Source organism: Streptomyces sp. NPDC001781 (assembly GCF_053596035.1).
Genome location: NZ_JBSFFI010000007.1, coordinates 71,676 through 97,276 on the forward strand (window position 1 = coordinate 71,676; position 25,601 = coordinate 97,276).

Annotated in this window: 26 protein-coding genes and 2 tRNA genes; 13 read left to right on the plus strand and 15 right to left on the minus strand. The window is 70.8% G+C overall.

Annotation, left to right across the window (positions count from 1 at the left end; genetic code table 11):
* Positions 1-15: 15 nt before the first annotated feature.
* Genes ACWCV3_RS08850 through ACWCV3_RS08865 form a run of 4 tightly spaced genes read right to left on the minus strand, consistent with a single transcriptional unit; the run spans position 16 to position 3,242 of the window.
* Positions 16-345, minus strand: coding sequence for a rhodanese-like domain-containing protein (locus tag ACWCV3_RS08850; RefSeq protein WP_451220919.1), 330 nt, complete (start codon positions 343-345; stop codon positions 16-18).
* Positions 346-405: 60 nt separating this feature from the next.
* Positions 406-1,227, minus strand: a complete 822-nt coding sequence (locus tag ACWCV3_RS08855; RefSeq protein ID WP_451220511.1) for a hypothetical protein — start codon at positions 1,225-1,227, stop codon at positions 406-408.
* Positions 1,208-1,759, minus strand: coding sequence for a hypothetical protein (locus ACWCV3_RS08860; protein WP_451220513.1), 552 nt, complete (start codon positions 1,757-1,759; stop codon positions 1,208-1,210). Before ACWCV3_RS08860 ends, ACWCV3_RS08855 begins: the two co-directional genes overlap by 20 nt.
* A gap of 55 nt (positions 1,760-1,814) precedes the next feature.
* Positions 1,815-3,242, minus strand: coding sequence for a DUF2252 domain-containing protein (locus ACWCV3_RS08865; RefSeq protein WP_451220516.1), 1,428 nt, complete (start codon positions 3,240-3,242; stop codon positions 1,815-1,817).
* 73 nt (positions 3,243-3,315) lie between these two features.
* Here ACWCV3_RS08865 and ACWCV3_RS08870 point away from each other — a divergent pair, with 73 nt between their 5' ends.
* Positions 3,316-3,702, plus strand: a complete 387-nt coding sequence (locus tag ACWCV3_RS08870; RefSeq protein ID WP_451220519.1) for a phosphotransferase — start codon at positions 3,316-3,318, stop codon at positions 3,700-3,702.
* On the opposite strand, the gene ACWCV3_RS08875 is transcribed toward ACWCV3_RS08870, so the two are convergent.
* Positions 3,587-4,159, minus strand: coding sequence for a GNAT family N-acetyltransferase (locus tag ACWCV3_RS08875; RefSeq protein ID WP_451220522.1), 573 nt, complete (start codon positions 4,157-4,159; stop codon positions 3,587-3,589). The genes ACWCV3_RS08870 and ACWCV3_RS08875 overlap by 116 nt on opposite strands.
* A 415-nt stretch (positions 4,160-4,574) precedes the next feature.
* Between ACWCV3_RS08875 and ACWCV3_RS08880 the strand changes: the two genes are divergently transcribed.
* Positions 4,575-5,186: a hypothetical protein gene (locus tag ACWCV3_RS08880; protein WP_451220525.1), complete on the plus strand. Its 612-nt coding sequence runs from the start codon at positions 4,575-4,577 to the stop codon at positions 5,184-5,186.
* A gap of 501 nt (positions 5,187-5,687) precedes the next feature.
* On the opposite strand, the gene ACWCV3_RS08885 is transcribed toward ACWCV3_RS08880, so the two are convergent.
* Positions 5,688-5,771 (minus strand) — tRNA-Leu (locus ACWCV3_RS08885).
* A gap of 439 nt (positions 5,772-6,210) precedes the next feature.
* Between ACWCV3_RS08885 and ACWCV3_RS08890 the strand changes: the two genes are divergently transcribed.
* From ACWCV3_RS08890 to ACWCV3_RS08920, 7 genes are all read left to right on the plus strand, one after another.
* Complete coding sequence (locus ACWCV3_RS08890) at positions 6,211-7,065, plus strand: FhaA domain-containing protein (RefSeq protein ID WP_451220528.1); 855 nt, start codon at positions 6,211-6,213, stop codon at positions 7,063-7,065.
* 10 nt (positions 7,066-7,075) lie between these two features.
* Positions 7,076-7,612 (plus strand): FHA domain-containing protein FhaB/FipA, encoded by a 537-nt coding sequence (locus ACWCV3_RS08895; protein WP_451220531.1) that lies wholly within the window; start codon positions 7,076-7,078, stop codon positions 7,610-7,612.
* Positions 7,613-7,753: 141 nt separating this feature from the next.
* Entirely contained in the window at positions 7,754-9,307 is a 1,554-nt protein-coding gene (locus ACWCV3_RS08900) for a Stp1/IreP family PP2C-type Ser/Thr phosphatase (protein ID WP_451220534.1), read from the plus strand.
* Between the two features lie 27 nt (positions 9,308-9,334).
* Positions 9,335-10,798 (plus strand): FtsW/RodA/SpoVE family cell cycle protein, encoded by a 1,464-nt coding sequence (locus ACWCV3_RS08905; RefSeq protein WP_451220537.1) that lies wholly within the window; start codon positions 9,335-9,337, stop codon positions 10,796-10,798.
* 172 nt (positions 10,799-10,970) lie between these two features.
* Positions 10,971-12,446 carry a peptidoglycan D,D-transpeptidase FtsI family protein gene (locus tag ACWCV3_RS08910; protein WP_451220540.1) on the plus strand — a complete coding sequence of 492 codons (1,476 nt, stop codon included), beginning with the start codon at positions 10,971-10,973 and terminating at the stop codon, positions 12,444-12,446.
* 170 nt (positions 12,447-12,616) lie between these two features.
* On the plus strand, positions 12,617-14,608 hold the full coding sequence (gene pknB / locus ACWCV3_RS08915) for a Stk1 family PASTA domain-containing Ser/Thr kinase (protein WP_451220543.1): 1,992 nt from the start codon (positions 12,617-12,619) through the stop codon (positions 14,606-14,608).
* A 129-nt stretch (positions 14,609-14,737) separates the two neighbouring features.
* Positions 14,738-15,154, plus strand: coding sequence for a hypothetical protein (locus ACWCV3_RS08920; RefSeq protein ID WP_451220546.1), 417 nt, complete (start codon positions 14,738-14,740; stop codon positions 15,152-15,154).
* Here ACWCV3_RS08920 and ACWCV3_RS08925 read toward each other — a convergent pair whose 3' ends face one another.
* The 5 genes from ACWCV3_RS08925 to ACWCV3_RS08945 form a co-directional block, all read right to left on the minus strand.
* Complete coding sequence (locus tag ACWCV3_RS08925; RefSeq protein ID WP_451220922.1) at positions 15,155-15,901, minus strand: class E sortase; 747 nt, start codon at positions 15,899-15,901, stop codon at positions 15,155-15,157.
* A gap of 48 nt (positions 15,902-15,949) precedes the next feature.
* Complete coding sequence (locus tag ACWCV3_RS08930) at positions 15,950-17,029, minus strand: class E sortase (RefSeq protein WP_451220548.1); 1,080 nt, start codon at positions 17,027-17,029, stop codon at positions 15,950-15,952.
* Positions 17,026-17,667 (minus strand): aminodeoxychorismate/anthranilate synthase component II, encoded by a 642-nt coding sequence (locus tag ACWCV3_RS08935; RefSeq protein WP_451220551.1) that lies wholly within the window; start codon positions 17,665-17,667, stop codon positions 17,026-17,028. Before ACWCV3_RS08935 ends, ACWCV3_RS08930 begins: the two co-directional genes overlap by 4 nt.
* Positions 17,664-17,825, minus strand: coding sequence for a hypothetical protein (locus ACWCV3_RS08940; protein ID WP_030805941.1), 162 nt, complete (start codon positions 17,823-17,825; stop codon positions 17,664-17,666). Before ACWCV3_RS08940 ends, ACWCV3_RS08935 begins: the two co-directional genes overlap by 4 nt.
* Before the next feature lie 196 nt (positions 17,826-18,021).
* The gene (locus ACWCV3_RS08945) at positions 18,022-18,810 is read right to left on the minus strand and encodes a DUF881 domain-containing protein (protein WP_451220554.1); all 789 of its coding nucleotides are present in this window, start codon (positions 18,808-18,810) and stop codon (positions 18,022-18,024) included.
* Between the two features lie 152 nt (positions 18,811-18,962).
* Between ACWCV3_RS08945 and crgA the strand changes: the two genes are divergently transcribed.
* Positions 18,963-19,217, plus strand: a complete 255-nt coding sequence (gene crgA / locus ACWCV3_RS08950; protein ID WP_061922326.1) for a cell division protein CrgA — start codon at positions 18,963-18,965, stop codon at positions 19,215-19,217.
* A gap of 272 nt (positions 19,218-19,489) precedes the next feature.
* Here the strand turns inward: crgA and ACWCV3_RS08955 are convergent, their stop codons facing one another.
* On the minus strand, positions 19,490-20,389 hold the full coding sequence (locus tag ACWCV3_RS08955; protein ID WP_451220557.1) for a rhomboid family intramembrane serine protease: 900 nt from the start codon (positions 20,387-20,389) through the stop codon (positions 19,490-19,492).
* A gap of 118 nt (positions 20,390-20,507) precedes the next feature.
* The gene (locus tag ACWCV3_RS08960; RefSeq protein ID WP_451220560.1) at positions 20,508-21,038 is read right to left on the minus strand and encodes a peptidylprolyl isomerase; all 531 of its coding nucleotides are present in this window, start codon (positions 21,036-21,038) and stop codon (positions 20,508-20,510) included.
* A gap of 277 nt (positions 21,039-21,315) precedes the next feature.
* On the opposite strand from ACWCV3_RS08960, the gene ACWCV3_RS08965 reads away from it, so the two are divergent.
* Positions 21,316-22,014, plus strand: a complete 699-nt coding sequence (locus ACWCV3_RS08965; RefSeq protein ID WP_451220562.1) for a DUF5324 family protein — start codon at positions 21,316-21,318, stop codon at positions 22,012-22,014.
* A 140-nt stretch (positions 22,015-22,154) separates the two neighbouring features.
* On the opposite strand, the gene ACWCV3_RS08970 is transcribed toward ACWCV3_RS08965, so the two are convergent.
* Positions 22,155-22,227, minus strand: a tRNA-Ala gene (locus ACWCV3_RS08970).
* 180 nt (positions 22,228-22,407) lie between these two features.
* Between ACWCV3_RS08970 and ACWCV3_RS08975 the strand changes: the two genes are divergently transcribed.
* Both ACWCV3_RS08975 and ACWCV3_RS08980 read left to right on the plus strand, forming a co-directional pair.
* A complete protein-coding gene (locus ACWCV3_RS08975; protein ID WP_164188304.1) occupies positions 22,408-22,956 on the plus strand; it encodes a helix-turn-helix domain-containing protein in 549 nt (182 codons plus the stop codon).
* Positions 22,957-23,040: 84 nt separating this feature from the next.
* The gene (locus tag ACWCV3_RS08980) at positions 23,041-24,324 is read left to right on the plus strand and encodes a protein kinase domain-containing protein (RefSeq protein ID WP_451220565.1); all 1,284 of its coding nucleotides are present in this window, start codon (positions 23,041-23,043) and stop codon (positions 24,322-24,324) included.
* On the opposite strand, the gene ACWCV3_RS08985 is transcribed toward ACWCV3_RS08980, so the two are convergent.
* Positions 24,288-25,568 (minus strand): hypothetical protein, encoded by a 1,281-nt coding sequence (locus ACWCV3_RS08985; protein WP_451220568.1) that lies wholly within the window; start codon positions 25,566-25,568, stop codon positions 24,288-24,290. The two genes, ACWCV3_RS08980 and ACWCV3_RS08985, sit on opposite strands and share 37 nt — an antisense overlap.
* Positions 25,569-25,601 lie beyond the last annotated feature (33 nt).

Consider the following 25,601-nt stretch of genomic DNA (forward strand, 5'->3'; position numbering starts at 1 on the left):
TTCCCGGTCACAGCACTAGATCACCACCCCGCCCTGCCCCGCATCCGTCACCACCGGGCGGCCCACGGCCTCCCAGTGCTTCATGCCGCCGTCGACGTTGACCGCGTCGATGCCCTGCTGGACGAGGTACATGGTGACCTGGGCGGAGCGGCCGCCGGAGCGGCAGATGACGTTGACGCGGCCGTCCTGGGGGGCGGCCTCGGTCAGCTCGCCGTAGCGGGCGACGAACTCGCTGACCGGGATGTGCAGCGCCCCTTCGGCATGACCGGCCTGCCACTCGTCGTCCTCGCGGACGTCCAGCAGGAAATCGCCGTCCTTGAGGTCCGCGACCTCGACCGTGGGCACACCAGCTCCGAAACTCATGCCCCCGACGCTACCCGAAGCGCCGCACGCGACGCCGGGTGATCACTCCTGCGTCAGCAGCGCCGCGAGGTCGGACTCCCGGCGGGCGATGTCGCCGTGCAGCCGCTCGGCGATCTCGGTGAGGAGGCTGTCGGGATCGTCCGGGGCGAGGCGGAGCATGCCGGCGATGGCGCCGTTCTCCAGTTCCCGGGCGACCAGGGTGAGGAGTTCCTTGCGCTCGGCGAGCCACTCCAGGCGGGCGTACAGCTCGTCGCTGGGGCTGGGCCGGCGCTCGGGCGGCACCGGGCCCGCGGCCCACTCGGCGGCGAGTTCCCGCAGCAGGGCCTCGTCCCCACGGGCGTAAGCGGCGTTGACGCGGGTGATGAACTCCTCGCGGCGGACGCGCTCGGCGTCCTCCTGGGCGAGGTCGGGGTGGGCTTTGCGCGCCAGGTCGCGGTAGAGCTTGCGGACCTCCTCACTGGGCCGCACCCGCTCCGGCGGCCGCACCGGCTGGTCGGTGAGCATCGCGGTGGCCTCCGGGAACAGCCCCTGGCCGTCCATCCAGCCGTGCAGCAGTTCCTCGACGCCGGGGATGGGCGACAGGTTGGCGCGTGCCTCGGCGGCGCGCCGGATGTCCTCGGGGTCCTGGGTACGGGCGGCCCGCGCCTCGGCGATCGAGGCGTCCAGCTCCTCGATGCGGGCGTACAGCGGGCCGAGCCGCTGTTCGTGCAGCCGGGCGAAGTTCTCGACCTCGACGCGGAAGGTCTCCACGGCGATCTCGAAGTCGATCAGCGCCTGCTCGGCGACCCGGACGGCCTTTTCCAGCCGTTCCTCGGGCCGCGGCGACTGGGACTGCTCGGTCTGCTCAGCTTCCGGGGTCGTCACCCGACCAGCCTAGGCCACACCCACAAGGCCCCCCTCGACGGAGCGGATTGACCGGCCCGGCTCGCCGGCCGCGCCTCCACACACAGGCCGCCGGGACCCACTCGGCCACCAGATCCCGGCACGCCACCACCAGCCGCCCGGGACGGCAGGCCACCTCATGGGTGCAGCCGCCCGGCAGCGGCAGGATCTCGTCCGTGATCACATCGCCCAGCGACGCCGGATCGCACACGCCCAGCACGTCCGACTGGAAGTCGGACACACCGGTGTAGCGGACCAGCAGATCCTCCTCGTGCCGGGTGCAGTCGTGCCGGAAGCGGATCTCGACGCCCCCGCCGGCCGTGCGGTTCACCCGTGTCGGCAGCAGGCCGCGGACACAGCGCCCGGCCTCGGGGTCGTAGTGCGCCGGGTCGGTCGCGAAGGCACGGGCGCCGGGCGGGAGTCCGGCGGCGATGCCGGGCAGCCGGGCGAGATAGGGACCCGGATCGGCGAGCACGGGCTCCTCGCCGCCGCCGCGCAGCTCGACGTACTTCATCTCAGCACTCCGGACGCCCTCTTCCCGCCTCGGCGGCTTCTCCCCGCATCCCCGCTCACACCCCCGTCTCGGCCGCGATCCGCCCGGAGCGGACCGCCTCCACCAGGCACGCGTGGTCGGCCTCGGTGAGGTCGGCGTAGACGGTGGCGAAGTCGGCCACGGCGTCGTCCAGTTCCTCGTTCTTGCCGCAGTACCCGGCGATGAGCCGGGGGTCGGCGCTGTGGGAGTGGGCGCGAGCCAGCAGGGCGCCGGTCATCCGGCCGTAGTCGTCGACCTGGTCCGGCGCGAGGGCGGCGGGGTCGACGCTGCCCTTGCGGTTGCGGAACTGCCGGACCTGGTAGCCGCGTCCGTCCACCGTGGTCCAGCCCAGCAGGATGTCGCTGACCACCTGCATCCGCTTCTGCCCCAGCACCACGCGCCGCCCCTCGTGCTCGGCGGGCGGCACGGGGAAGCCCGCGGTGGCCAGATGCGGGGCGAGCGCCGAGGGCCGGGCCTCCTTCACCTGGAGAACGAGCGGCTCACCGCGGTGGTCGAGGAGCAGCACCACGTAGGACCGGGTGCCCACGCTGCCGGTGCCGACGACACGGAAGGCGACGTCCTGCACCGCGTACCGCGCGAGCAGCGGCAGCCGGTCCGCGCCCAGCGTCGACAGGTACGGCTCCAGTGAGGCGGCGACGGCGGCGGCCTCGGCGTCCGGAACGCGGCGCAGCACCGGGGGCGCGTCCACGAAGCGGCGGCCACCGTCCTCGCACTCCTCGGTCGACCTGGCGGCGAAGCGGCCGCTGGTGTTGGCCCGCGCCTTCGCCGACACCCGCTCCAGGGTGCCCAGCAGGTCGTGGGCGTCGGCGTGGGAGACCAGTTCCTCGTCCGCGATGGCGTTCCAGGCGTCCAGCGCGGGCAGCCGGGCCAGCAGCCGCATGGTGCGCCGGTACGCGCCGACGGCGTCCCGCGCGGCGGCGCGACAGGTGTCCTCGTCGGCCCCCGCCTCACGCCCGGCCAGCACCAGGGAGGCTGTCAGCCGCTTCAGGTCCCACTCCCAGGGGCCGTGCACCGTCTCGTCGAAGTCGTTGAGGTCGATGACCAGACCACCGCGCGCGTCCCCGTACAGACCGAAGTTGGCCGCGTGGGCGTCACCGCAGAGCTGGGTGCCGATGCCGGTCACCGGGGTGCGGGCCAGGTCGTACCCCATGAGGCCGGCCGAGCCGCGCAGGAAGGCGAAGGGGGAGGCGGCCATGCGGCCCACCCTTATCGGGGTCAGCTCGGCAAGGCGCCCGGCGTTGGACTCCTCGACCGCGGCCACCGCGTCCGGACGCGCGCCGTCCACCACGAGATCCCGGTGGGCACCGCGGGGCACGTCGGCCCGCAGGGCCTTGCCCTGGTGCTTGGCGGACCCGGCCGGCGGCCACTGCGCGAACCCGCGCAGCCTCGGGACCCTGCCCACCGGCCCCGTCCCGGCAGGCTCCACCCCGGCTCCGGCCACCACGACCGCCTCCCCCGCGCCCCGAACGCTCCAGCACGAGCGTCTCGAACATCAACTCGTGCCGAAGGTACATGCGGTGGCCGAAACCTGTCAGACCCTGTGGACGACTCACCGTTCGTGGACATCCACGGCGACGTCCAAGACGGTCACCTCCCGCTTAGCCGGCACCCCTCCCACTACGCCGATCGCGGCCGCCTGGGAGACCGCCCCGACGGCACCGCGCTGGACCGGGGCGCCGTGCTGGACCCACTCCGACCTGATGCCGAGCAACCTGCTGGGCGCCGACGGCCGGCCGGCGGCGGTCATCGACTTCGGCACGGCGGGCGTGGGCGCCCCGGCGATCGACCTCACCCCCGCCCGGAACCTGAACAGCCCGACAAGGGTGGCCGCAGGCCCCACGTCTGCAGGGCATAGGGCCGTCCCTTCTCCTCCCCCTCGATCAGCGGCACGTCAAGCAGGCTGAATCCCGCCCTGGTGGCCACGGCGACGCTGGCGGAGTTCTCGGCCTCCAGCTCCAGGATCACTTCTTCCGCGCCCAGTTGTTCGAAGGCGTATCCGGCCATCACCCGCACCGCCCGCGCGGCCAGTCCCTGGCCGCGATACGCCGGGCCGACCGCATAGCCGATCTCTGTGCCCTCCGGGGCGCGCCGCAGCATCACCTCGCCCAGCGGCGCGCGGCCGTCAACGGTGATGGCGAGCAGGATGGTCGTGCCGTCCGCCCGCATCCGCCGGCCCCGGTCCAGCCGTGCGCGAGCGGCTGCTTCGTCGAAGGGTGAGACCATCGGCGTCCAGTACGCGATGTCGGGATGGTCGAACAAGTCCGGCATCGCGGGCAGGTCCGCTTCCGTCCAGTCACGCAGGACGAGCCCCTCCCCTGTGAGCTCGATCCGATCGGGAAACGGTGACGGGGTGCCGCTCATGGTGACGATCCTTCCTGGCCTGACGGGACAAGGCAGCGTGACCCGGGACACTCACCGCCTCACCAGGACGTGGCCCAGGCCGGGTACGCCCAGGTACCGGGCGGACGAGTTCGAGCCCGTCCGCCGAACGCAGCGGCTCCAGCAGGCACAGCAGGTCAGACCGGGACAGGACCACCGTACGCCTCCCGGGTTGACTGGCCTTCACCAATGGAGTCGCAGGTGGCCCACCCGCCGGCAAACGCTCCGAAGGATCCCCACGGGCGCCGCGGCACACCTCGTTCGCCCCGCAAAGCCGTTGCGCCGCGAGTCGGGCTCGGGCAACTCCTGGGCGCGGATACGACTACGCGTCAGGCAGTCACCGGACCAGCCGCGTGTGCGCCTCGCAGTGGGCGGCGGTGTGCACGCACTGAAGTACGTGGCGGACCTGGAGGTGCTCTCGAAGCACACCACGCGAACCATGCGGGTCGAAGCCCTGTGGACCGCCGCCAGCGTGTACGTCCGGCAGGGGAACCATGCGGCCGCCGCGGCCCGGCTGGCCGAGGCACTGGCGCTGAGCAGCAGCGCCGACGACCTCCGGCTGTGGATGCGGCTGCGCTTCGCCGCCGCGTCGCTTTACCTGCAGATGCACCCCTCCCGGCTCTCCGACGCGCAGCAGATCCTCAAGGAGGTCGAGCCCGCACTGGTCCTGGTCGGGGACGCCGGGCAGCATCTGGAGTTCCACACGATCCGGGCCCATGCGCATTTCCAGGCGGGGGAGCTCGACGCGGCGCGCAGTTTGTGCGAGGAGATCCGCCCCGACGCGAAGAAGCTCGAGTTCCGCGACATGATCCGGTTCGAGGTACTGGTCCATCTGCTCGACATCATCTCCGGGCAGGTGGAAGCCGGGGTGCGCGCCGTCGAGGCGCTGGCCGGAAAGGCGCACGAGGCGTCCAACATGGATCTCGCCGCGGAGATCTGGAAAAACCTCGCGGAAACCCTGGCCTTCGTCCAGTCGGCGAAGTCCGGCCCCGGGGCGGCCGCTTCGTAGTCCCCGCCTCACGGTCCCCACCTGGTCCGCCGCCCTCGCCGTCCCGCCTCGCATTCCGCGCCGAGGCGGGACGGGCGCGTATCAGGGACTACACCGGAGGAGGACAGGGGCGGGTTGATTCCTGAGCTGGAGGAAGCACAGTGCTCACCGATCCCGCCCCGGCCACCCGCCGGGCGCACGTCGTCGGGAGGCGGTGCATTGCCGCTGCAAGGAGCGGGGCCGACAGATGCGGGCGCTGAAGATGATCACGACGACGTCCCCGCCGTGCTGCTTAACGGGGTTCCAGCGGGAGCTGGTCCTCCCGGCGGGGCAGCGGCGGACCCGGCGGGTGCGCCCGCCGATGGCGAAGCAGCTCTTCGCCCGCCAGCCGCCGGGCAGTTGTGCATGTAAGAAGCGTCACACCGCAGCCCATCTGCCTGGACACACGGAAACGGGCTGATCGTTATCACGATCAGCCCGTCTCTTCGGTGCAACCAGAGCACTTCTAAGGGTGCTCCGTTGTGCGCGAGGGGGGAGTTGAACCCCCACGCCCTTTCGGGCACTGGAACCTGAATCCAGCGCGTCTGCCTATTCCGCCACCCGCGCATTGGGTGTGTCTTCCGGTTCGGCCCTTGCGGGCTGGCCCCTTCCGACATGCAGAACACTAGCACGGCCCACGGGGTGGAATCACATCCCTTTCCCAGGCCCCCCACCAGGCCATCTGTCCCGCCGGGTCCGAGGACGCGCATCGCACGGCGGCCCCGCCCGGCGACCCCGAGACCCCCGCTCCTGCGGACAAAGCTGTTCAGGTATCAACCTCGTACCGGTCCCGGCCATCTCATCCACAGGAGGACCGGACCGGACGCCGGGTGCGGGACACTGGACCGGGACCACCTCTACGATCCTCCTCCGAAGGAGTTCGAAGGGGGTCCGCTGGGGGAACCGGCTGATTGCCGGGCGCGTAGATACGATCAGTGAGCAGTACGGGCGAGGCTGCCGCGCCGAGCACGGCACGGCAGGACGGCAGCGACGGAGGAGGTGCCCCATGGGAGTCCTGAAGAAATTCGAGCAGCGTCTCGAAGGTCTGGTCAACGGCACCTTCGCCAAGGTGTTCAAGTCCGAGGTCCAGCCGGTGGAGATCGCCGGCGCGCTCCAGCGGGAGTGCGACAACAACGCGACGATCTGGAACCGCGACCGGACCGTCGTGCCCAACGACTTCATCGTGGAGCTGAGCACGCCCGACCACGAGCGGCTCAGCCCCTACTCCGGGCAGCTCGGCGACGAGCTGGCCGGAATGGTGCGCGACTACGCCAAGCAGCAGCGCTACACCTTCATGGGGCCGATCAAGGTCACCCTGGAGAAGGCCCCCGACCTGGACACCGGTCTGTACCGGGTGCGCAGCCGCACCCTCGCCTCCTCCAGCAGCCAGGAGCCCCAGGCCCCGCACTCCGGCGGACCGGGCCCCTCGGGACCCCAGGCCCCCCAGGGCGGATACGGCTACCCGCCCGCCGGCGCCCCCCCGATGCCGTCCGCGCCGCCCCCCGGCGCCCGGCCCGGCGGCTACGGCTACCCCCAGCCCGCAACTCAGCGCCCCGCCGCCGCCCCGATGGGCGGCGCGGCGACCCGGTACTGGATCGAGGTCAACGGCACCCGCCACCAGATCTCCCGCCCGACCCTCGTGATGGGCCGCAGCACGGAGGCGGACGTACGGATCGACGACCCCGGCGTTTCCCGCAGGCACTGCGAGATCCGCACCGGGACGCCCTCGACGATCCAGGACCTCGGGTCCACCAACGGCATCGTGGTGGACGGGCAGCACACCACCCGCGCTACGCTCCGCGACGGCTCGCGGATCGTCGTGGGCAGCACCACCGTTATCTATAGGCAAGCCGAAGGGTGAAGCGGGGGCAATGTCAGAGCTGACCCTCACGGTCATGCGGCTGGGTTTCCTGGCCGTACTGTGGCTGTTCGTGATCGTGGCCGTGCAGGTCATCCGAAGCGATCTGTTCGGTACCCGCGTCACACAGCGCGGAGCGCGCCGGGAGGCCCAGCGACCGCAGGCCGCCGCCCGGCAGCAGTCCGCGCCCCCGCAGCAGCGCGGCCAGCGCGGGCAGCGGGCCCAGCCAAGCAGCGGCGGCCGGCAGCGGCGCAACGCGCCCACCAAGCTCGTCGTCACCGAGGGCACCCTCGCCGGGACCACCGTGGCGCTCCAGGGCCAGACCATCACCCTGGGCCGCGCGCACGACTCCACGATCGTGCTGGACGACGACTACGCCTCCAGCAGGCATGCCAGGATCTACCCCGACCGCGACGGCCAGTGGATCGTGGAGGACCTCGGCTCCACCAACGGCACCTACCTGGACCGGTCCCGGCTGACGACCCCGACGCCGGTCCCGCTGGGCGGGGCGATCCGCATCGGCAAGACCGTCATCGAGCTGCGGAAGTAGTGCTACACCAATGAATGAGCGCGAGCGGAGCGAGCACGCGGCGGCGGACCGCAATCCGGTCCCCGGCGCGCTCCCGACCGGAGGGTGGGCAGTGTGGCTCGACACGACCGGCTGTACCCGGAGCCGACTGGCGAGGTGCGCATGAGCCTGTCACTGCGCTTCGCCGCCGGATCGCACAAGGGCATGATCCGGGAGGGCAACGAGGACTCCGGGTACGCCGGTCCGCGCCTGCTCGCCATCGCCGACGGCATGGGCGGCCAGGCCGCCGGTGAGGTCGCCTCCTCGGAGGTCATCTCCACCCTGGTCACGCTCGACGACGACGTGCCCGGCTCCGACATCCTCACCTCGCTCGGCACCGCCGTGCGCCGTGCCAACGAACAGCTGCGCTCCATGGTCGAGGAGGACCCGCAGCTCGAAGGCATGGGGACCACCCTCACCGCGCTGCTGTGGACCGGCCAGCGGCTCGGCCTCGTACACGTCGGCGACTCGCGCGCCTACCTGCTGCGCGACGGCATGCTCAGCCAGATCACCCAGGACCACACCTGGGTGCAGCGCCTGGTCGACGAGGGCCGGATCACCGAGGAGGAGGCCGGCGCCCACCCGCAGCGCGCGCTGCTGATGCGCGCCCTCGGCAGCGGCGACCACGTCGAGCCCGACCTCTCCATCCGCGAGGTCCGCGCCGGCGACCGCTACCTGATCTGCTCCGACGGGCTCTCCGGCGTCGTCTCCCACCAGACGATGGAGGAGGCGCTCGCCAGTTACCAGGGCCCGCAGGAGACCGTGCAGGAGCTGATCCAGCTCGCGCTGCGCGGCGGCGGCCCCGACAACATCACGGTGATCGTCGCCGACGTGCTCGACCTGGAGACCGGCGACACCCTCGCCGGGCAGCTGTCCGACACCCCGGTCGTGGTCGGCGCCGTCGCCGAGAACCAGCACCACCTGAACCACGACAACGGCATCATGCAGACCCCGGCCGGCCGCGCCTCGCACCTCGGCCGCCAGGGCCGCAGGCAGTCAGGCGGCGGCCGGCACGGCGCGCCCTCCGGCGACACCGAGGAATACGCCCCCGCGGGCAGCTTCGGCGAGTACTCCGAGGAGGACTTCACCAAGCCCCGCAAGGGCCGTCGCTGGCTGAAGCGTTCCCTCTGGAGCGCGCTGGCCCTCGCGGTCGTCGGCGGCGCCGTCTACGGCGGCTGGCGCTGGACCCAGACCCAGTACTACGTCGGGGTCAACGGCGAGCACGTCGCGCTCTACCAGGGCATCAGCCAGGACCTCGCCTGGGTCTCGCTGTCCAAGGTCGAGCAGGACCACCCCGAGATCGAACTCAAGTACCTGCCGTCGTACCAGCAGAAGCAGGTCAAGAACACGATCGTGGTGGCGGGCGGCCTGTCCCAGGCCCGTTCCAAGGTGCAGGCGCTCTCCGTGCAGGCGTCCGCCTGCCGCAAGGAGGCCGAGCACACCGCCGCCGAGCGTGAGCAGCAGAAGTCCAAGACGGGCCAGGGCGCGACCGGCGGCACCACCGGTGCCACCAAGACCGCCTTCACCAAGGCCAGCCCCTCGCCCGACCCCTCGGCCTCCGGGTCGAAGTCGCAGGCGTCGCCCTCGAAGTCCCCGACCGCGTCCGCCACTCCCCGGCCCGGCCCCAGCCTCTCCGAGGATGAGCAGAAGGTCGCCGATCAGTGCGGCAAGCAGTAGGCAAGCCGTGAGAGGCCCCGTCACACGATGAGCAGTACTACCAATTCGCCGACGCACCACACGTCCACGATCGGCTCGATCGGTGCGCCGAGCCGCCGCAACACCGAGCTGGCCCTGCTGGTCTTCGCCGTGGCCATCCCGGTGTTCGCCTACGCCAATGTGGGCCTGGCCCTCAACGACCAGGTCCCCGCGGGCCTGTTCGGCTACGGCCTGGGCCTCGGCCTGCTGGCGGGCGTCGCCCACCTCGCGGTCCGCAAGTTCGCGCCCTACGCCGACCCGCTGCTGCTGCCGCTGGCCACCCTGCTCAACGGGCTCGGTCTGGTGGCGATCTGGCGCCTGGACCAGTCGAAGCTGCTGCAGTCCATCGGCCAGGCAGGCGGCAAGGCCACCAACCAGCTGGTCTACACGGCGCTGGGCATCATCCTGTTCGCCGTCGTGCTGATCTTCCTCAAGGAGCACCGCACGCTGCAGCGGTACACGTACATCTCCATGGTGGCCGCGCTCGTCCTGCTGCTGCTCCCGCTGGTGCCCGGCCTGGGCGCGAGCGTGACCTACGGCGCCAAGATCTGGATCCAGATCGGCAGCTTCACCATCCAGCCCGGTGAGTTCGCCAAGATCGTGCTCGCGGTGTTCTTCGCCGGATACCTGATGGTCAAGCGGGACGCGCTCGCGCTCGCAAGCCGCCGCTTCATGGGTCTCTACCTGCCACGCGGCCGTGACCTCGGCCCGATCCTGGTCGTCTGGTTCACCTCGATCATCATCCTGGTCTTCGAGACCGACCTCGGAACCTCGCTGCTGTTCTTCGGCATGTTCGTGATCATGCTGTACGTGGCCACCGAGCGGACGAGCTGGATCGTCTTCGGTCTGCTGATGAGCGCCGTCGGCGCGGTCGGCGTGGCGAGCTTCGAGACACACGTTCAGCAGCGTGTCCAGGCGTGGCTCGACCCGATGAAGGAGTACACGCTCTCCCGTCAGGGCCAGGCCGGCCACTCCGACCAGCTCCAGCAGGCCCTGTGGGCCTTCGGCTCCGGCGGCACCCTCGGCACCGGCTGGGGCCAGGGCCACTCCGAGCTGATCCGCTTCGCCGCCAACTCCGACTTCATCCTCGCCACCTACGGCGAGGAGCTGGGCCTGGCGGGCATCATGGCGATCCTGCTGATCTACGGCCTGATCGTGGAGCGCGGTGTGCGTACCGCGCTGGCCGCCCGCGACCCCTTCGGCAAGATGCTCGCCATCGGCCTGTCCGGCGCGTTCGCCCTCCAGGTGTTCGTCGTCGCGGGCGGCGTGATGGGCCTCATCCCGCTGACCGGCATGACGATGCCCTTCCTCGCGTACGGCGGTTCCTCCGTCATCGCGAACTGGGCGCTCATCGGCATCCTGATCCGCATCAGCGACACCGCCCGGCGCCCGGCACCCAGCCCGGCCGGCAACCCCGACGCCGAGATGACGCAGATCGTGCGGCCCGGCACCTCCGGGCCCGACCCGCAGTGAGCACGGCGGGCGGCGGGACCGTACCTCAGGGCGGGTCCCGCCGGGCCTCAGGAGCGTCCGCGTCCACAGGCAGTGCCCCTAGACTGTGGGCGGCCAAGGACGGGGGCCAGCCCCAGCGACACCGAGAGACCGAAGCGACAGGCGTCCCTGTCAGCTCGTGGAAAGGCCGGACGTGAACAAGCCCCTGCGCCGCATCGCCCTCTTCTGCGGACTGCTCGTCCTGGCCTTGCTGATCCGCGACAACTGGCTCCAGTACGTCCAGGCCGACAAGCTCCGCACCGCGAGCGACAACCGCCGCGTCGCCATCGAGCGCTACGCGGCCCCGCGCGGTGACATCATCGTGGACGGCGAGCCGATAACCGGTTCCGTCGAGACCAAGGCCGGCGACTTCAAGTACAAGCGCACTTACAAGAACGGGCCCATGTGGGCACCGGTCACCGGTTACTCCTCGCAGGCGTTCGACAGCACCCAGCTCGAGAAGATCAACGACGGCATCCTCACCGGCAACGACGACCGGCTGTTCTTCCGCAACACCCTGGACATGCTGACCGGCAAGCCCAAGCAGGGCGGCAACGTCGTCACCACGCTCAACTCCGCGGCGCAGAAGGCCGCCTACGCCGGGCTGAAGAACCAGGGCGGCAAGGGCGCGGTCGTCGCTCTGGAGCCCTCCACCGGCAAGATCCTCGCGCTGGCCTCGTTCCCCTCGTACGACCCGTCGTCGTTCGCGGGTTCCCGTGACGGCGACGCGGAAGCCTGGTCGAAGCTGCAGAAGAAGAGCGACGCCGCCGACCCGATGCTCAACCGGGCGCTGCGCGAGACCTACCCGCCCGGCTCGACGTTCAAGGTGGTCACCGCCGCCGCGGCGCTGGAGAACGGCAAGTACTCCTCCGCCGACCAGAAGACCGACAGCCCGCTGCCCTGGGTGATGCCCGGCACGCAGACCGAGCTGAAGAACGAGGGCAACATCCCCTGCAAGGACGCGACGATGCGGGTCGCGCTCCAGTACTCCTGCAACACCGTCTTCGGCAAGATCGGCGCCGACCTCGGCAACGACAAGATGCTGGCCGAGGCGAAGAAGTTCGGCTTCGACTCCGAGCAGTTCACGCCGATCCGCGCCAACGCCTCCGTGTTCTCCAAGGACATGAACGACTCGCAGACCGCGCTGTCCTCCATCGGCCAGTTCAACACCGCGGCCACCCCGCTCCAGATGGCCATGGTCGCCTCCGCGGTCGCCAACGACGGCAAGCTGATGAAGCCCTACATGGTCGACTCGCTGCAGTCCTCCAACCTGGACCCGGTGGAGAAGAGCGAGCCGCAGGAGATGAGCCAGCCGCTCTCACCGGGCAACGCGCAGATCCTCCAGTCGATGATGGAGACGGTCGTCAAGGACGGCACCGGTAAGAGGGCGCAGATCAACGGTGTGACGGTGGGTGGCAAGACGGGTACCGCGCAGCACGGTGTGGAGAACAGCGAGAACCCCTACGCGTGGTTCCTCTCCTACGCCAAGCTGCCCGACCACAGCTCCCCGGTGGCCGTGGCCGTGGTCATCGAGGACGACAACGCCGTGCGCGACGACATCTCCGGTGGCGGCCTGGCCGCCCCGATCGCGAAGAGCGTCATGGAGGCGGTCATCAAGTCCAAGAAGTGAACCCGCTCACGTGCCCTTCACATCGCCGCACGTTGCGATACCGGTCCGGTATCGGGTTACCGGCTTGGCCGGGTCACACAGAGCGAGCCGGGTACGGTAGGCCCGGACGGAAGCTCCGGCCGCGCACACCCGTGCCGGGCGGGACCGACGGAGAGGGCTGGTAAGTAGCTATGGAAGAGCCGCGTCGCCTCGGCGGCCGGTACGAACTGGGCCACGTACTCGGCCGTGGTGGCATGGCAGAGGTCTACCTCGCGCATGACACCCGCCTCGGCCGCACCGTGGCGGTGAAGACGCTGCGCGCGGACCTCGCGCGTGATCCGTCCTTCCAGGCCCGGTTCCGCCGGGAGGCCCAGTCTGCCGCCTCGCTCAACCATCCCGCGATCGTCGCGGTCTACGACACGGGCGAGGACTACATCGACGGGGTCTCCATCCCGTACATCGTGATGGAGTACGTCGACGGCTCCACGCTCCGTGAGCTGCTGCACTCCGGGCGCAAGCTGCTGCCCGAGCGGTCGATGGAGATGACCATCGGCATCCTCCAGGGTCTGGAGTACGCCCACCGCAGCGGCATCGTCCACCGGGACATCAAGCCGGCCAACGTCATGCTGACCCGCAACGGCCAGGTCAAGGTGATGGACTTCGGCATCGCCCGCGCCATGGGCGACTCCGGGATGACGATGACGCAGACCGCGGCCGTGATCGGCACCGCCCAGTACCTCTCGCCGGAGCAGGCCAAGGGCGAGCAGGTCGACGCCCGGTCCGACCTGTACTCCACCGGCTGCCTGCTCTACGAGCTGCTGACCGTCCGCCCGCCGTTCGTGGGCGACTCCCCGGTGGCCGTCGCCTACCAGCACGTGCGCGAGGAGCCGCAGCCGCCGAGCGTGTTCGATCCGGAGATCACGCCGGAGATGGACGCGATCGTCCTCAAGGCGCTGACCAAGGACCCGAACTACCGCTACCAGTCGGCCGACGAGATGCGCGCCGACATCGAGGCGTGCCTCGACGGCCGGCCCGTCGGCGCGACCGCGGCCATGAGCACGGTCGGCTACGGCTACGCCGGCGACCAGGCGACCACCGCGCTGCGGCAGGAACCGGCCGGAGCGACGACGATGCTCCCGCCGATGAACCCGGACGACGGCGGCTACGGCTACGACGACCGGCCCGACCGGCGGCGCCAGCAGAAGAAGAACAGCAACAACACCTCGACGATCCTGCTGGCGGTCGCGGGTGTGCTGGTGCTCGTCGGCGCGATCCTCATCGGCATGTGGATGTTCCCCGGCAACACGGAGAAGCCCTTCAAGGCGCCGAACTTCGTGGGCAACACCGTCGAGGACGCCCGGAAGATGGCGGATGCCTCGGATCTGAAGCTGGGCGACATCACGCGCAAGCCGTGCGACGCCCAGCCCAGGAACAAGATCTGCTCCCAGACCCCGGCGGCCGGCTCGGACGTCAACAAGAAGGACACCATCGACCTGGTGGTCTCCACGGGCGCGCCCAAGGTGACGATCCCGAGCGTCATCGGACTCAGCTTCGACGAGGCACGGGCGAAGCTCGAGGGTGACGACTACCAGCTCACGGTGAAGAAGGAGACCCGCGTCTCCAGCGACACCCCGGACAACGTCCTCGACCAGGACCCCACCGGCGGCAAGCAGGTGCAGAAGGGGTCGACGATCACCCTGACCGTCGCCAAGGCCGAGGAGAAGGTCACCATCCCGGACGTCAAGGGCAAGTCCTGCGACGAGGCCAAGGCCGCTCTCCAGCAGGCGGGTCTCGTCCCGACCTGCAACGACCAGCCGGTGGCCGACCCGGCCCAGAAGGACAAGGTCCAGGGCACCAACCCGGAGATCGGCCGCCAGGTCAAGAAGGGCACCCCGGTCTCCATCAGCGTCGGCAAGAACGACGCCCCGGAGCAGGTCCAGGTCCCGGACGTCACCAAGCAGTCCCTGAAGGACGCCCGCAACACCCTCCAGGGCCTCGGCCTCCAGGTGAACGCCCAGGGCCCCGGCGCCGGCGACGAGAACTCCACGGTCCTCACGCAGAGCGTCCAGCCCGGCACCCCGGCCAACAAGGGCGACACCATCACCCTCATCACCGTGAGCCAGGGCAACGGCAATGGCAATGGCGGCGGCATCGGCGGAATCTTCGGCGGCCAGAACGGCTGACCCCCTCCACTCCGTCCAGCGGACAGCCCCGGCACCCACAGTGCCGGGGCTGTCCCGTTTTCCGATCGTGCCTTCATATGCCCGCAGGTCGTTGACAGGCCGTGATCGACGAATCCGTACTCCCATGGCATGGTCGTCCTGCGCGGCGCTGACCTGCGGAACTTCGAGAGTGACAACGTGTCACTCTCGCTGGAGAGTTATCCACAGGCCCGTCGGAGCCTCACCGTCTACTCCCGCCGAGCCGTCCTCAACATCGCCATGCTCCTCCGCGACAGCGAGGTCGCCCGGCGGGTGCGCACGTACCTGCTGGACGTGGAGCAGGCGTCCCGTCGCGAACTCGGCCAGGCGGCGCTGGACGACCGTATCGACCGGCGCATCGCGCACGTCCTCGGCAGGACGGTGGTGCCGATGTTCAACGCGCTGATCGAGACCTCCGGCGACCGTCAGCGGGAGCTGTCGGCGATGCGGGACGGGGTGCGGCGGATCGAGCAGCGGCTGCGGACGCATCATGCGCGGCTGCGGCGGCTGGAGTGCCCAAGGCCCTGATCAGCGCAGTTCGGCCGGAGGGGTGCGCCTGGCGTCGACCTTCTCCGTGCGGACCAGCTCCGCCCAGACCACGTAGCGGTAGCGGCTCGTGTAGACCGGGGTGCAGGTCGTCAGGGTGATGTAGTGGCCCGGCTTGGTCCTCCCGGACTCCTCGGGGACCTGGGCGAGGACGTCGACGTTGTACTTCGAGGTCTCGGGGAGGATCGAGTAGACCTTGTAGACGTACCACTCGTCCTTGGTCTCGAAGACGACCGGGTCGCCCTCGTGGACCTTGTCGATGTTGTGGAACTTGGCACCGTGGCCGTCGCGGTGGGCGGCGAGGGTGAAGTTGCCCTTCCTGCCGGTCATCGGGAGGGCGGCCTCGGCCGGGTCGGTGTAGTAGCCGGCCACGCCCTCGTCGAGGACGTCGGTGGAGGTGCCCTTCTCCACCAGGACCGCGCCGTTGCGCATCGCCGGGACGTGCAGGAAGCCGATGCCGTCCTTGGTGTCCAGCGCGCCGGGACCGGTCGCGGAGTTCGCCCAGTGGTCGCGGACCTTGTCCGCCTGCCGGTCGGCGTGCCGGTCGGCGACGACGTTGGTCCACCACAGCGAGTAGACGACGAACAGCCCGAGCACCACCCCGGCCGTGATGAGGAGTTCCCCGAGGAAGCTCACCGCCCGCGCGACCGGTCCCTGCCCCCGCGGCGGGCCCCCGCCCGCGCCGGACCCGGCCGTGTGCTCTTCGGTGCCGTCGGCGGTCGCTGCCACAGATCCCCTGCCCATGTTCGGCTCTTCGGCTGGTGAGACGGACCGCCGCTACTGGACGAGCGCGTCCGGCTTGCCCTTGCTGCGCGGGCGTTCCTCGACCATCTTGCCCCAGACGATCAGCCGGTACTTGCTGGTGAACTCCGGCGTGCAGGTGGTGAGGGTGATGTACCGACCCTCACGGGTGAACCCCGACCCGTTCGGCACCGGATTCAGCACGCTGGTGTTGGACGGCGGGGTCACCGGCAGCATCGAGGCCACCTTGTACACGAAGTACTCGTCCTGCGTCTCGACCACGACGGCGTCCCCCGCCACCAGCCGGTTGATGTAACGGAACGGCTCCCCGTGGGTGTTGCGGTGCGCAGCGAGCCCGAAGTTGCCGGTCCTGTCGTACGGCATCGCCGTCTTCAGCGGCGCTTCCCCGTAGTGCCCGACCATCCCCTTGTCGAGCACCTTCTTGTTGCTGACGCCCTCCGCGATCGGCGCGACCACGTCCAGCTTGGGGATGTGCAGGATGGCGAACCCCTGACCCGGCTCGAACACCCCCGGCGCCCGCTTGCCGTTCGCCCAGTCGTCCTGGAGCTGGCTCGTCTCGCTGCCGGCCTCCGCGTGGGCCCGGACGTTGGTCCACCAGAGCTGGTAGGTGACGAACAGCAGCATGACCACGCCGGTGGTGATGAAGAGTTCGCCCACCGCACGGCTCACCATGACGGCCGCCCCCGGCTTGCGCGCCCGCGCCTGCCGCCGGGCCTCCACCCGCGACAGCGGCCGCGCCGGACCGTCAGCGATGGCGGACACCCCCTCGCGTCCCCCGCCACGCCGCCCGCCCCCGCGCTTGGCGGCCTTCCTGCGGGCCGCACGCCCACCGGTGGCTCCGCCGGAGCCCACCGCATCCGTGGAGGCGCTCAGCGAGCCGTACGCGCCCTCCGCCGCAGCGGGCACCCGGAGCGCCATGGTCCGGTCGTCCAGGGGGAGTTCGGGACCGGCCGCGTACGCGCCTCGGCCACCGTGGCCGTCGACCGGCGGCATCCGTGCCGTCCCCGGATCGCCCGCGCCCACGAACGCCGGACCGTAGAACCCGTACGGCGCCCCGCCGTACGCGTCCTCGCGTTCCGGGCGCGGGGTGGTCACGCCGTGGCCCTGCCCACCACCGGGGCGAGCCCCGCCGACCTCGCCACCGCGTCCCGGTCGCCGCACTCGGCGAGCCAGTTGGCCAGCATCCGGTGACCGTGCTCGGTCAGCACCGACTCCGGGTGGAACTGCACGCCCTCGACCGGGAGCTCACGATGGCGCAGCCCCATGATGATCCCGTCCTCGGTGCGGGCGGTGACCTCCAGCTCGGCCGGCACGGTGGCCGGCTCGGCGGCCAGGGAGTGGTACCGGGTCGCGATGAACGGCGTCGGCAGACCCGCGAAGACGCCCCGGCCCTCGTGGATCACCGGCGAGGTCTTGCCGTGCAGCAGCTCGGGCGCGCGGTCCACCACCCCGCCGTAGGCGACCTGCATCGACTGCATGCCGAGGCAGACCCCGAACACCGGGACGCCGGTCGCGGCGCAGTGCCGGACCATCTCCACGCAGACCCCGGCCTCCTCCGGCGTACCCGGGCCGGGCGAGAGGAGGACGCCGTCGAAACCGTCCTGGGCGTGGGCCGTGGTCACCTCGTCGTTGCGCAGCACCTCGCACTCGGCGCCGAGCTGATACAGGTACTGGACGAGGTTGAAGACGAAGCTGTCGTAGTTGTCGACGACGAGAATCCGGGCGCTGCTCACTGGTTGTCCACCGTCACATCGTTGAAGGGCAGCAGTGGTTCCGCCCACGGGAACACGTACTGGAACAGGACGTAGACCGCGGCCACGACGAGCACGAGCGAGATCAGTGCCCTCACCAACGCGTTGCCCGGCAGATGCCGCCAGATCCAGCCGTACATGCCGTCCCTTCCGTTCCTCCACGGCCCCTGACTCACGCCGTACGGCACCAGACTAACGGCGCCGGGTCCGTCACCGGCGTGCCTGGAGCACACCTGGACTTACGGGGCCGGGCGCCGATCACCTCAATGACGGGCGGAACGGTTTCGCGCCGCGAACACGCGGTCGGCGGGTGAGGGGCGGCTCCCTCCCGCGCCGCTACTTCACGGGCGTCGCGTAGTGCAGGTCGACGGTTCCGGTGTAGCCGGGCAGCGTGACGGTGCCCTCGTCGGCGACGTCCCAGCCGAGGCCGTAGACATTCACGTACACCATGTAGTTCTGGATCGCCTTGCTCGCGGCGAGCGCCTGCTTCAGCCGCTCCGGGTCGCCCACGGCAGTGATCTTGTACGGGGGTGAGTAGACACGGCCCTGGAGGATCAGGGTGTTGCCGACGCAGCGGACCGCGCTGGTGGAGATCAGCCTCTGGTCCATGACCCTGATGCCCTGCGCGCCGCCGTTCCACAGCGCGTTGACGACCGCCTGGAGGTCCTGCTGGTGGATGACCAGGTAGTCGGGCTGGGGCGGGGGATAGCCGGGGAGCTTGGCGGTGGCGTTCGGCGGAGCGTCGTCGAGGGTCACGGTGACCGCTCTGCCGGTGAGCCGCTCGGTGCCCGCGCTCTTCTCCAGCCCGCCGAGCCTCTGGTCCTGGGCACGGGTGCTGCCGTCGTCGCCCTCGGCCAGCGACTCGACGCTGTGCCGCAGTGTGGCGTTGGACTCGTCCAGACCCTTGTTCTTCCGGCTGCGCTCCTGGATGAGGTCCGACAGCTTCAGCAGTGAGGTGTCGGTGCGCAGGTCGGTGCCCTTGGCGGTGTTGAAGCTGGTGACGAAGATGAGGCCGGCCAGAGCGAAGACGCCGGCGGTGAGAATCCGCACCGGCCGGAAACGGGGACGACGGGCGGTCGCGGAACCCATTGCTCCCGTCCCTGGGGAGTCGGCAGAATTGCTCAACGTACCCTTATCTCCTTCGGCGCCGCGGAAGCACTACGCTAACGGACGTCCGGGGGAGGACTCGGTGCGCCCTTGCCGTCCCCTTGTACGCTGCCCCGAGCTCGACCCAGACACCTGCGCGGCCACGCAGCGCATCGACAGGAGAGACCTTCGTGCCGAAGTCACGTATCCGCAAGAAGGCCGACTACACGCCGCCGCCCGCCAAGCAGGCGCAGGCCATCAAGCTCACCAACAGCGCCTGGGTCGCGCCCGTCATGCTGGCCATGTTCCTCATCGGCCTGGCGTGGATCGTGGTGTTCTACGTGACCGACGGCTCGCTGCCGATCGACAGCCTGGACAACTGGAACATCGTCGTCGGCTTCGGCTTCATCGCGGCGGGCTTCGGCGTCTCCACCCAGTGGAAGTGACCGGGCCCCGACCCCGGTCCCGGCGACCTCTGCCCACGGCTCTCCACTGAGTTATCCACAGGCCAACGAAGTATCCACATCCCCCTGGGGAAAAGGAATACGATCTGTGGATAACTAATCCCCGGTTGACGCCGGGAACACCATCCGACGACCGGCTCTCCCGCGCACGCCCCCTGTCTGACCTGCGGATTCTCATCCGAGCGACGGGGGGCACGGTTGTTCCCGCACAGTGTGCACAAGATCGGGCACAGACTGTGGACAACGGTTCGGGCTCAGGTGAGCTGAAGGGTTCTCACCAGGGTGAGAACGGCCACGACCAGGAGCACCAGCGCACAGGCCCCGTACTGGATCAGCGCCCGCCGTTCGCGCGGGGCGTGGATCATGGCGTACCCCACGACGACACCGGCGACCAGCCCGCCGATGTGCGCCTGCCAGGCGATGCCCGGCACCCCGAACGTGATGATCAGGTTGACCACCAGCAGCACGACGACCGGACGCATGTCGTACCGGAGCCGGCGCAGCAGCACCGCGGTGGCGCCGAACAGGCCGAAGATCGCACCGGAGGCCCCCAGCGAGGGCTGGTTGGGCGCGGCCAGCAGGTAGGTCAGCGCGCCGCCGGCCAGGCCGCACACCAGGTACAGCGTGAGGTAGCGGGCACGGCCGAGGGCGCCTTCCAGCGGGCCGCCGATCCACCACAGGCTGAGCATGTTGAACAGGATGTGCACATAGCCGCCGTGCAGGAACATCGAGGTCAGCAGGCGGTACCACTGGCCCTCGGCGACGCCCTGGATGCCGGCGAGATGGGGGGCGTAGGCCCGGCCGATCAGGTCGAACTGGTTGGTGAAGACGTCGCCGAGGGCGAGCTTGACCAGGAAGAGAGCCAGGTTCAGGCCGATGAGGACCTTGGTGACCAGGCGGGGGTCGCGGGTGAGGGTGCCGCCCGCGAGTGTGCGGGGGCGATTGTCGGCCGGTGCGGACACGCTGCCGCCCGAGCCGGAGGCGCCGCCGCGCACACAGTCGGGGCACTGGAAGCCGACGGAGGCGTCGACCATGCACTCGGGGCAGATCGGGCGGTCGCAGCGGGTGCAGCGCACGCCGGTCTCGCGGTCCGGGTGCCGGTAGCAGACGGGCACCTTGCGGGCGCCCGGGGCGTCGGCCGCTGCCTGGTCCATGAGATCCCCTTCGTCCCCGCGTCGTCCGTCGTCACTCCACCGGGCGTGGAACCGCCCCCGCCCATCCTTACGGACAAGGGGGGCGTTTGGTTCCCGCGCGGAACCCACCGGCCGCAGGTCAGCCCTCGGTCTTCTCCACCACGACGGACTCGATCACCACGTCCTCGACCGGGCGGTCGTTGCGGCCGGTGGGGACGGCGGCGATGGCGTCGACGACCTTCCGGCCGGCCGGGTCGGCGACCTCGCCGAAGATGGTGTGCTTGCGGTTCAGCCAGGTGGTCGGGGAGACCGTGATGAAGAACTGCGAGCCGTTGGTGCCCGGCCCGGCGTTGGCCATGGCGAGCAGATAGGGCCTGTTGAACGACAGGTCGGGGTGGAACTCGTCCGGGAACTGGTAGCCGGGGCCGCCGATGCCGGTACCGAGCGGGTCGCCGCCCTGGAGCATGAAGCCGCTGATCACCCGGTGGAAGGTGGTGCCGTCGTACAGCGGGTCCGTGCTCTCGACGCCGGTCCCGGGGTGCTTCCAGGAGCGCTCGCCCCGGGCCAGCTCGACGAAGTTCCTGACCGTGGCCGGCGCGTGGTTCGGGAACAGCCTGATCTTGATGTCGCCGTGGTTGGTCTTCAGGGTGGCGTAAAGCTGCTCGGCCACGGTCTGCCTTCCGTCGTCTTTCCGTTCACTGCAGATCCTCGCACGCTCCGGGCCGCCCGGAACCGGGCGGGTGACGGCGAGTTCGACCCGTATGGGCGGCGCCGGGCGGTGCATCATGGCAGGGTCGTGAGCGGGCTCGTTGCCCGGATTTCCACCGCTTCGCCGGAGATCGGCACCCGTATGCCCGTCCACACATGCTGTGTGGACCACCGACAGGCATGATCCGTAACAGGGTGGACAGTCGAAATACCGTACCGCCACCGAGGAGGAGGTTCCCGTGACCCGCATCGACAGCGTGCGCGCCGCGACCGGTTCGGCCAAGGACAGCGTGCTGCACGCAGCGGACGTGGTGGCGCCCTATGCCGACACGGCCAAGGAGCGTGCCGCTCACTACACGCAGGAGGCACGTGTACGGCTGGCGCCCGTGGTCTCGCAGGCGGCCGACCAGGCCCGTCTTCAGTACGACGCCAAGCTCGCCCCGCAGGTGGAGCGAGCGCTCTCCCACGTCCCGCCGAAGGTCGATCAGGCGGCACAGGACGCCGCCAAGCTGACCCGCAAGGCCGCCAAGCAGGCGGCGGAGTACTCCCGCCCCAGGATCGAGCAGGCCGTGGCCGCCGCCACCCCGGTGTACGACGAGGCCGCGGCACGCAGCGCCGCCGCCCTGGTCGCACTGCGGGGCAATGTCTCGGCCAAGGAGATCAAGAAGCTGGCCCGCCGCAACGAGCGCCGCGGCCGCACCGGCCGGGCGCTCAGGTACGTGGCCCTGGCCAGCCTGCTCGCGGGCGGCGCCTACGCCGTCTGGCAGTGGTGGGACCGCCAGGCCAACCCGGACTGGCTGGTCGAGCCCCCGGCCGCTACGGAGATGCCGGACTCCGCCCGACTTCACTCGGTCGACGGCGCCGGCTCCTCCGTCCTGGACCCCGAGGTCCAGGCGAAGCAGGTCGAGGACGACGTCGAGGGCGACGAGAACCGTTGACCGGACGCCTCAACTGACGGGCACCGCACGCTGTTTCACGTGAAACAGCGTCGGCGCCGCCCTGAGCCCCCGTCCCCGCGGCAGCATGAGAAAACCCCCTCCGTACTGCGTTTCCGCAGCTCGGAGGGGGTTTTTGGTTGTGGAGCCTAGGGGAGTCGAACCCCTGACATCTGCCATGCAAAGACAGCGCTCTACCAACTGAGCTAAGGCCCCGGAAGGGAACGACCGACGAGAGGACTGGCTCCCGGAGGGCGTCACAGACCAGAGTACCGGTTCACCCCCCGTATCCCGCAAAAAGATTGGGGCTCCCCGCGAATCACCCCGCTCCGTAGGATGCTCGACGTGGTTCGCTTCAGCGAACCACGGTTTCTGGGGAAGCGATGGGGAGACGCAATGGATGCCGCACAGCAGGAAGCAACCGCGAGAGCGCGGGAGCTCCAGCGGAACTGGTACGGGGAGCCGTTGGGGGCGCTCTTCCGTAAGCTCATCGACGATCTCGGGCTCAACCAGGCCCGGCTCGCCGCCGCGCTCGGGCTGTCGGCCCCGATGCTGTCGCAGCTCATGAGCGGCCAGCGGGCCAAGATCGGCAATCCCGCGGTGGTGCAGCGGGTGCAGCTGTTGCAGGAACTGGCCGCGCAGGTGGCGGACGGCAGTGTGAGCGCGGCCGAGGCGACCGACCGCATGGACGAGATCAAGAAGTCCCAAGGGGGCTCGGTGCTCAGCAACACCACGCACACGACGAGCAGTTCGGGCGCGCCCACCGTGAAGCGGGTCGTGCGCGAGATCCAGTCGCTGCTGCGCTCCGTCGCCGCCGCGGGGGACATCATCGACGCCGCGGACACCCTCGCCCCGACGCACCCCGAACTGGCAGAGTTCCTCCGGGTCTACGGCGCGGGCCGCACCGCCGACGCGGTCGCGCACTACCAGTCCCATCAGAGCTGACCCCCGGCCCGGTCCGGAGGGGGTCCGGCACCGGGCCCGGCCGTACGGCCGGGGCAGCGCATCAGGGGGAGGAGCCGCGCGGTCATGGGTGAGGTCTTCGCGGGCCGGTACGAGCTGGCCGACCCGGTCGGGCGTGGCGGTGTGGGCGCGGTGTGGCGCGCCTGGGACCACCGCAGGCGGCGCTATGTCGCCGCCAAGGTGCTCCAGCAGCGCGACGCCCACACCCTGCTGCGCTTCGTGCGCGAGCAGGCGCTGCGCATCGATCATCCGCATGTGCTGGCGCCGGCGAGCTGGGCGGCCGACGACGACCAGGTCCTCTTCACCATGGACCTGGTGTCCGGTGGCTCCCTGGTCCATCTGATCAACGACTACGGTCCTCTTCCGCCGGTGTTCGTCTGCACCCTGCTGGACCAGCTGCTGTCCGGCCTGGACGCCGTGCACGCCGAGGGGGTCGTGCACCGGGACATCAAGCCCGCGAACGTGCTGCTGGAGGCCACCGGCACCGGCCGGCCCCGGCTGCGGCTGTCCGACTTCGGCATCGCCATGCGGTTCGGAGAGCCCCGGCTGACCGAGACCAACCTCGTGGTCGGCACGCCGGGCTATCTGGCGCCCGAGCAGCTGCTGGGGGCCGAACCCGACTTCCCCGCGGACCTGTTCGCGGTGGGGCTGGTCGCCCTGTACCTGCTGGAGGGGGCCAAGCCGGACGGCAAGGAGATCGTCCGGTACTTCCTGGAGCACGGGACGCCGAGCGCGCCGGCGCGGGTGCCCGAGCCGCTGTGGCAGGTGATCGCCACCATGCTCCAGCCCGACCCCGCCGCACGCTTCCGCACCGCCACGGGCGCCCGCAAGGCCCTCGCCGCCGCCCGTGAGCTCCTCCCCGAGCCCGGCCCCGACGACGAACCGATAGAGATCTTCGACCAGCTCGGCCCCCTGCCTCCCGGCTTCGGCCCGGAGGGCCCCCGAAAGCCCGCCCCCGCGGTGGACGCCCGCTGGGGCCACCGGCCCCCGGGCGCCCCGGACACCAGCGGCACGACGACGAACGCCCCGCTGCCCGGCACCCCGGCCACGCCCCCGACAGCCGACCTGGGCACCCGGCCCCCGGCCGTCAGCACCCCGTCCATGTCCGACACCGGCAGCTTCCACCTCCCGCCCCCACCGCCGCCCCGGCCCACGTCCGACCCCCACACCGCCGCGTACACGGCCCGCGACCCCCGCACACCGGGCCGGCCCCCCGAGGCTCCGCGCACCCCCGGCCACCGCGCCCACTCCCGGCCACGCTCCGGCCCCTCCGCCAAGGTCGCGGTCCCGGTACTGCTGCTGGCGCTGCTCTGCTACGCCGTCGGCTTCTGGGCACTGACCCGCGTCTGAGACCGCCGGACCAGCAGCGTCCACGCCCCCAGCCCCAGCAGCAGCGCGCTACCGCCGCCCAGGCCGCCGTACGCCAGCACCCGCATCGTCGGATCACCGCTCCCGGTGCCCACGCCCGAAGCCGCCCCCCGGTCCCCCGCGCTCATGCCGAACAGATCCGCCGGCGCGGTGCGCCCCTGGTACTTCGGGCCGGCGTGGGCGGTCCCGTCCAGTTGTGTCCGGAGCGTCACTCCGAAGGGGTCCGTGCCGAAGGAGTCCGCGAGGCGTTCGCTGAGGTGGACCACAAGGTAGTAGTCCCCCGCGAACCGCATTCCGTTCTCCCCGCTCGGCACCGCGTACCGGTTGGCGTACTCCACCGGCGGCACCGGGGCGAGGGACACCGCCCGGCGGGCGCCGGTGTAGCCGAGGGCCGCGTCGTCGACCGGGGCGCGGGCCGGGTTGAGAAGAGAGAGCGTGAGGGCGCCGCCGACGTATCCGTGACCGGTGGCGGCAGCCAGTTCCGCACTCGCGTGCACCTGGCGTCCCCAGTCGACCGGCACCTTGTAGAAGGCGGTGTCGCCGGGGACGAGACGGGTACGCCAGATGCCCTGGCCCAGCAGGCGGGCGGAGGAGAAACCCTTGCCTCCCCTCCTCTCTCGCGGGGCGTCGCCGGGCGGCCGGGGCGTGGCGGAGTTCCAGGTGCGGGGCGGTGCCGTGGGGCCGGTGGCGGCGAGTCCGGGTTCGGTGGCGGGGGCCAGCTCCAGATTCCAGCGGCCGGGGTCGGAGGTCCTGGCGTCCAGCCGCTCCACCAGCAGGTAGTACACCGCCGCGCTCCGGCACAGCGACTTGCCGGTGTCCCGCTGGCCGACGGCCGTGACGGGCCGGGGGCTGAGCGCGGCGCCGAAGGAAGCGGAGGAGTAGAAGCAGGGGTTGCCGTCGGCGTCCTGCAGCGAGACCCGTATGCCGTCCGTCGCGGCGACGGTCGCGCCGCGCGGGGGTACGGCCGTGACCGGGACATAGGCGTTCGCCGTGGCGTTCAGGGGGAGCCGGTAGTAGAGCCGGCCGTGCACCGGGAGCGAGCTGCGGTAGGTGCGGCCGGGCACGAGCGTCCGGGCCCCGGCGGTGTCCGGGGACCCGGCGACGTCCTCGGCCCCCGGAGCGAAGGCGTACCCGTCCAGAACCGCCGCCGCGGGTGTCCCGGCGAGGGCCCACACCACGGCCCCCGCGCACAGTCCCCGTACCGCGTTCCGCAACCCCCGCCGCATCAGCCGCCCCCTGCCCCTAGGTCACCGCGCCGG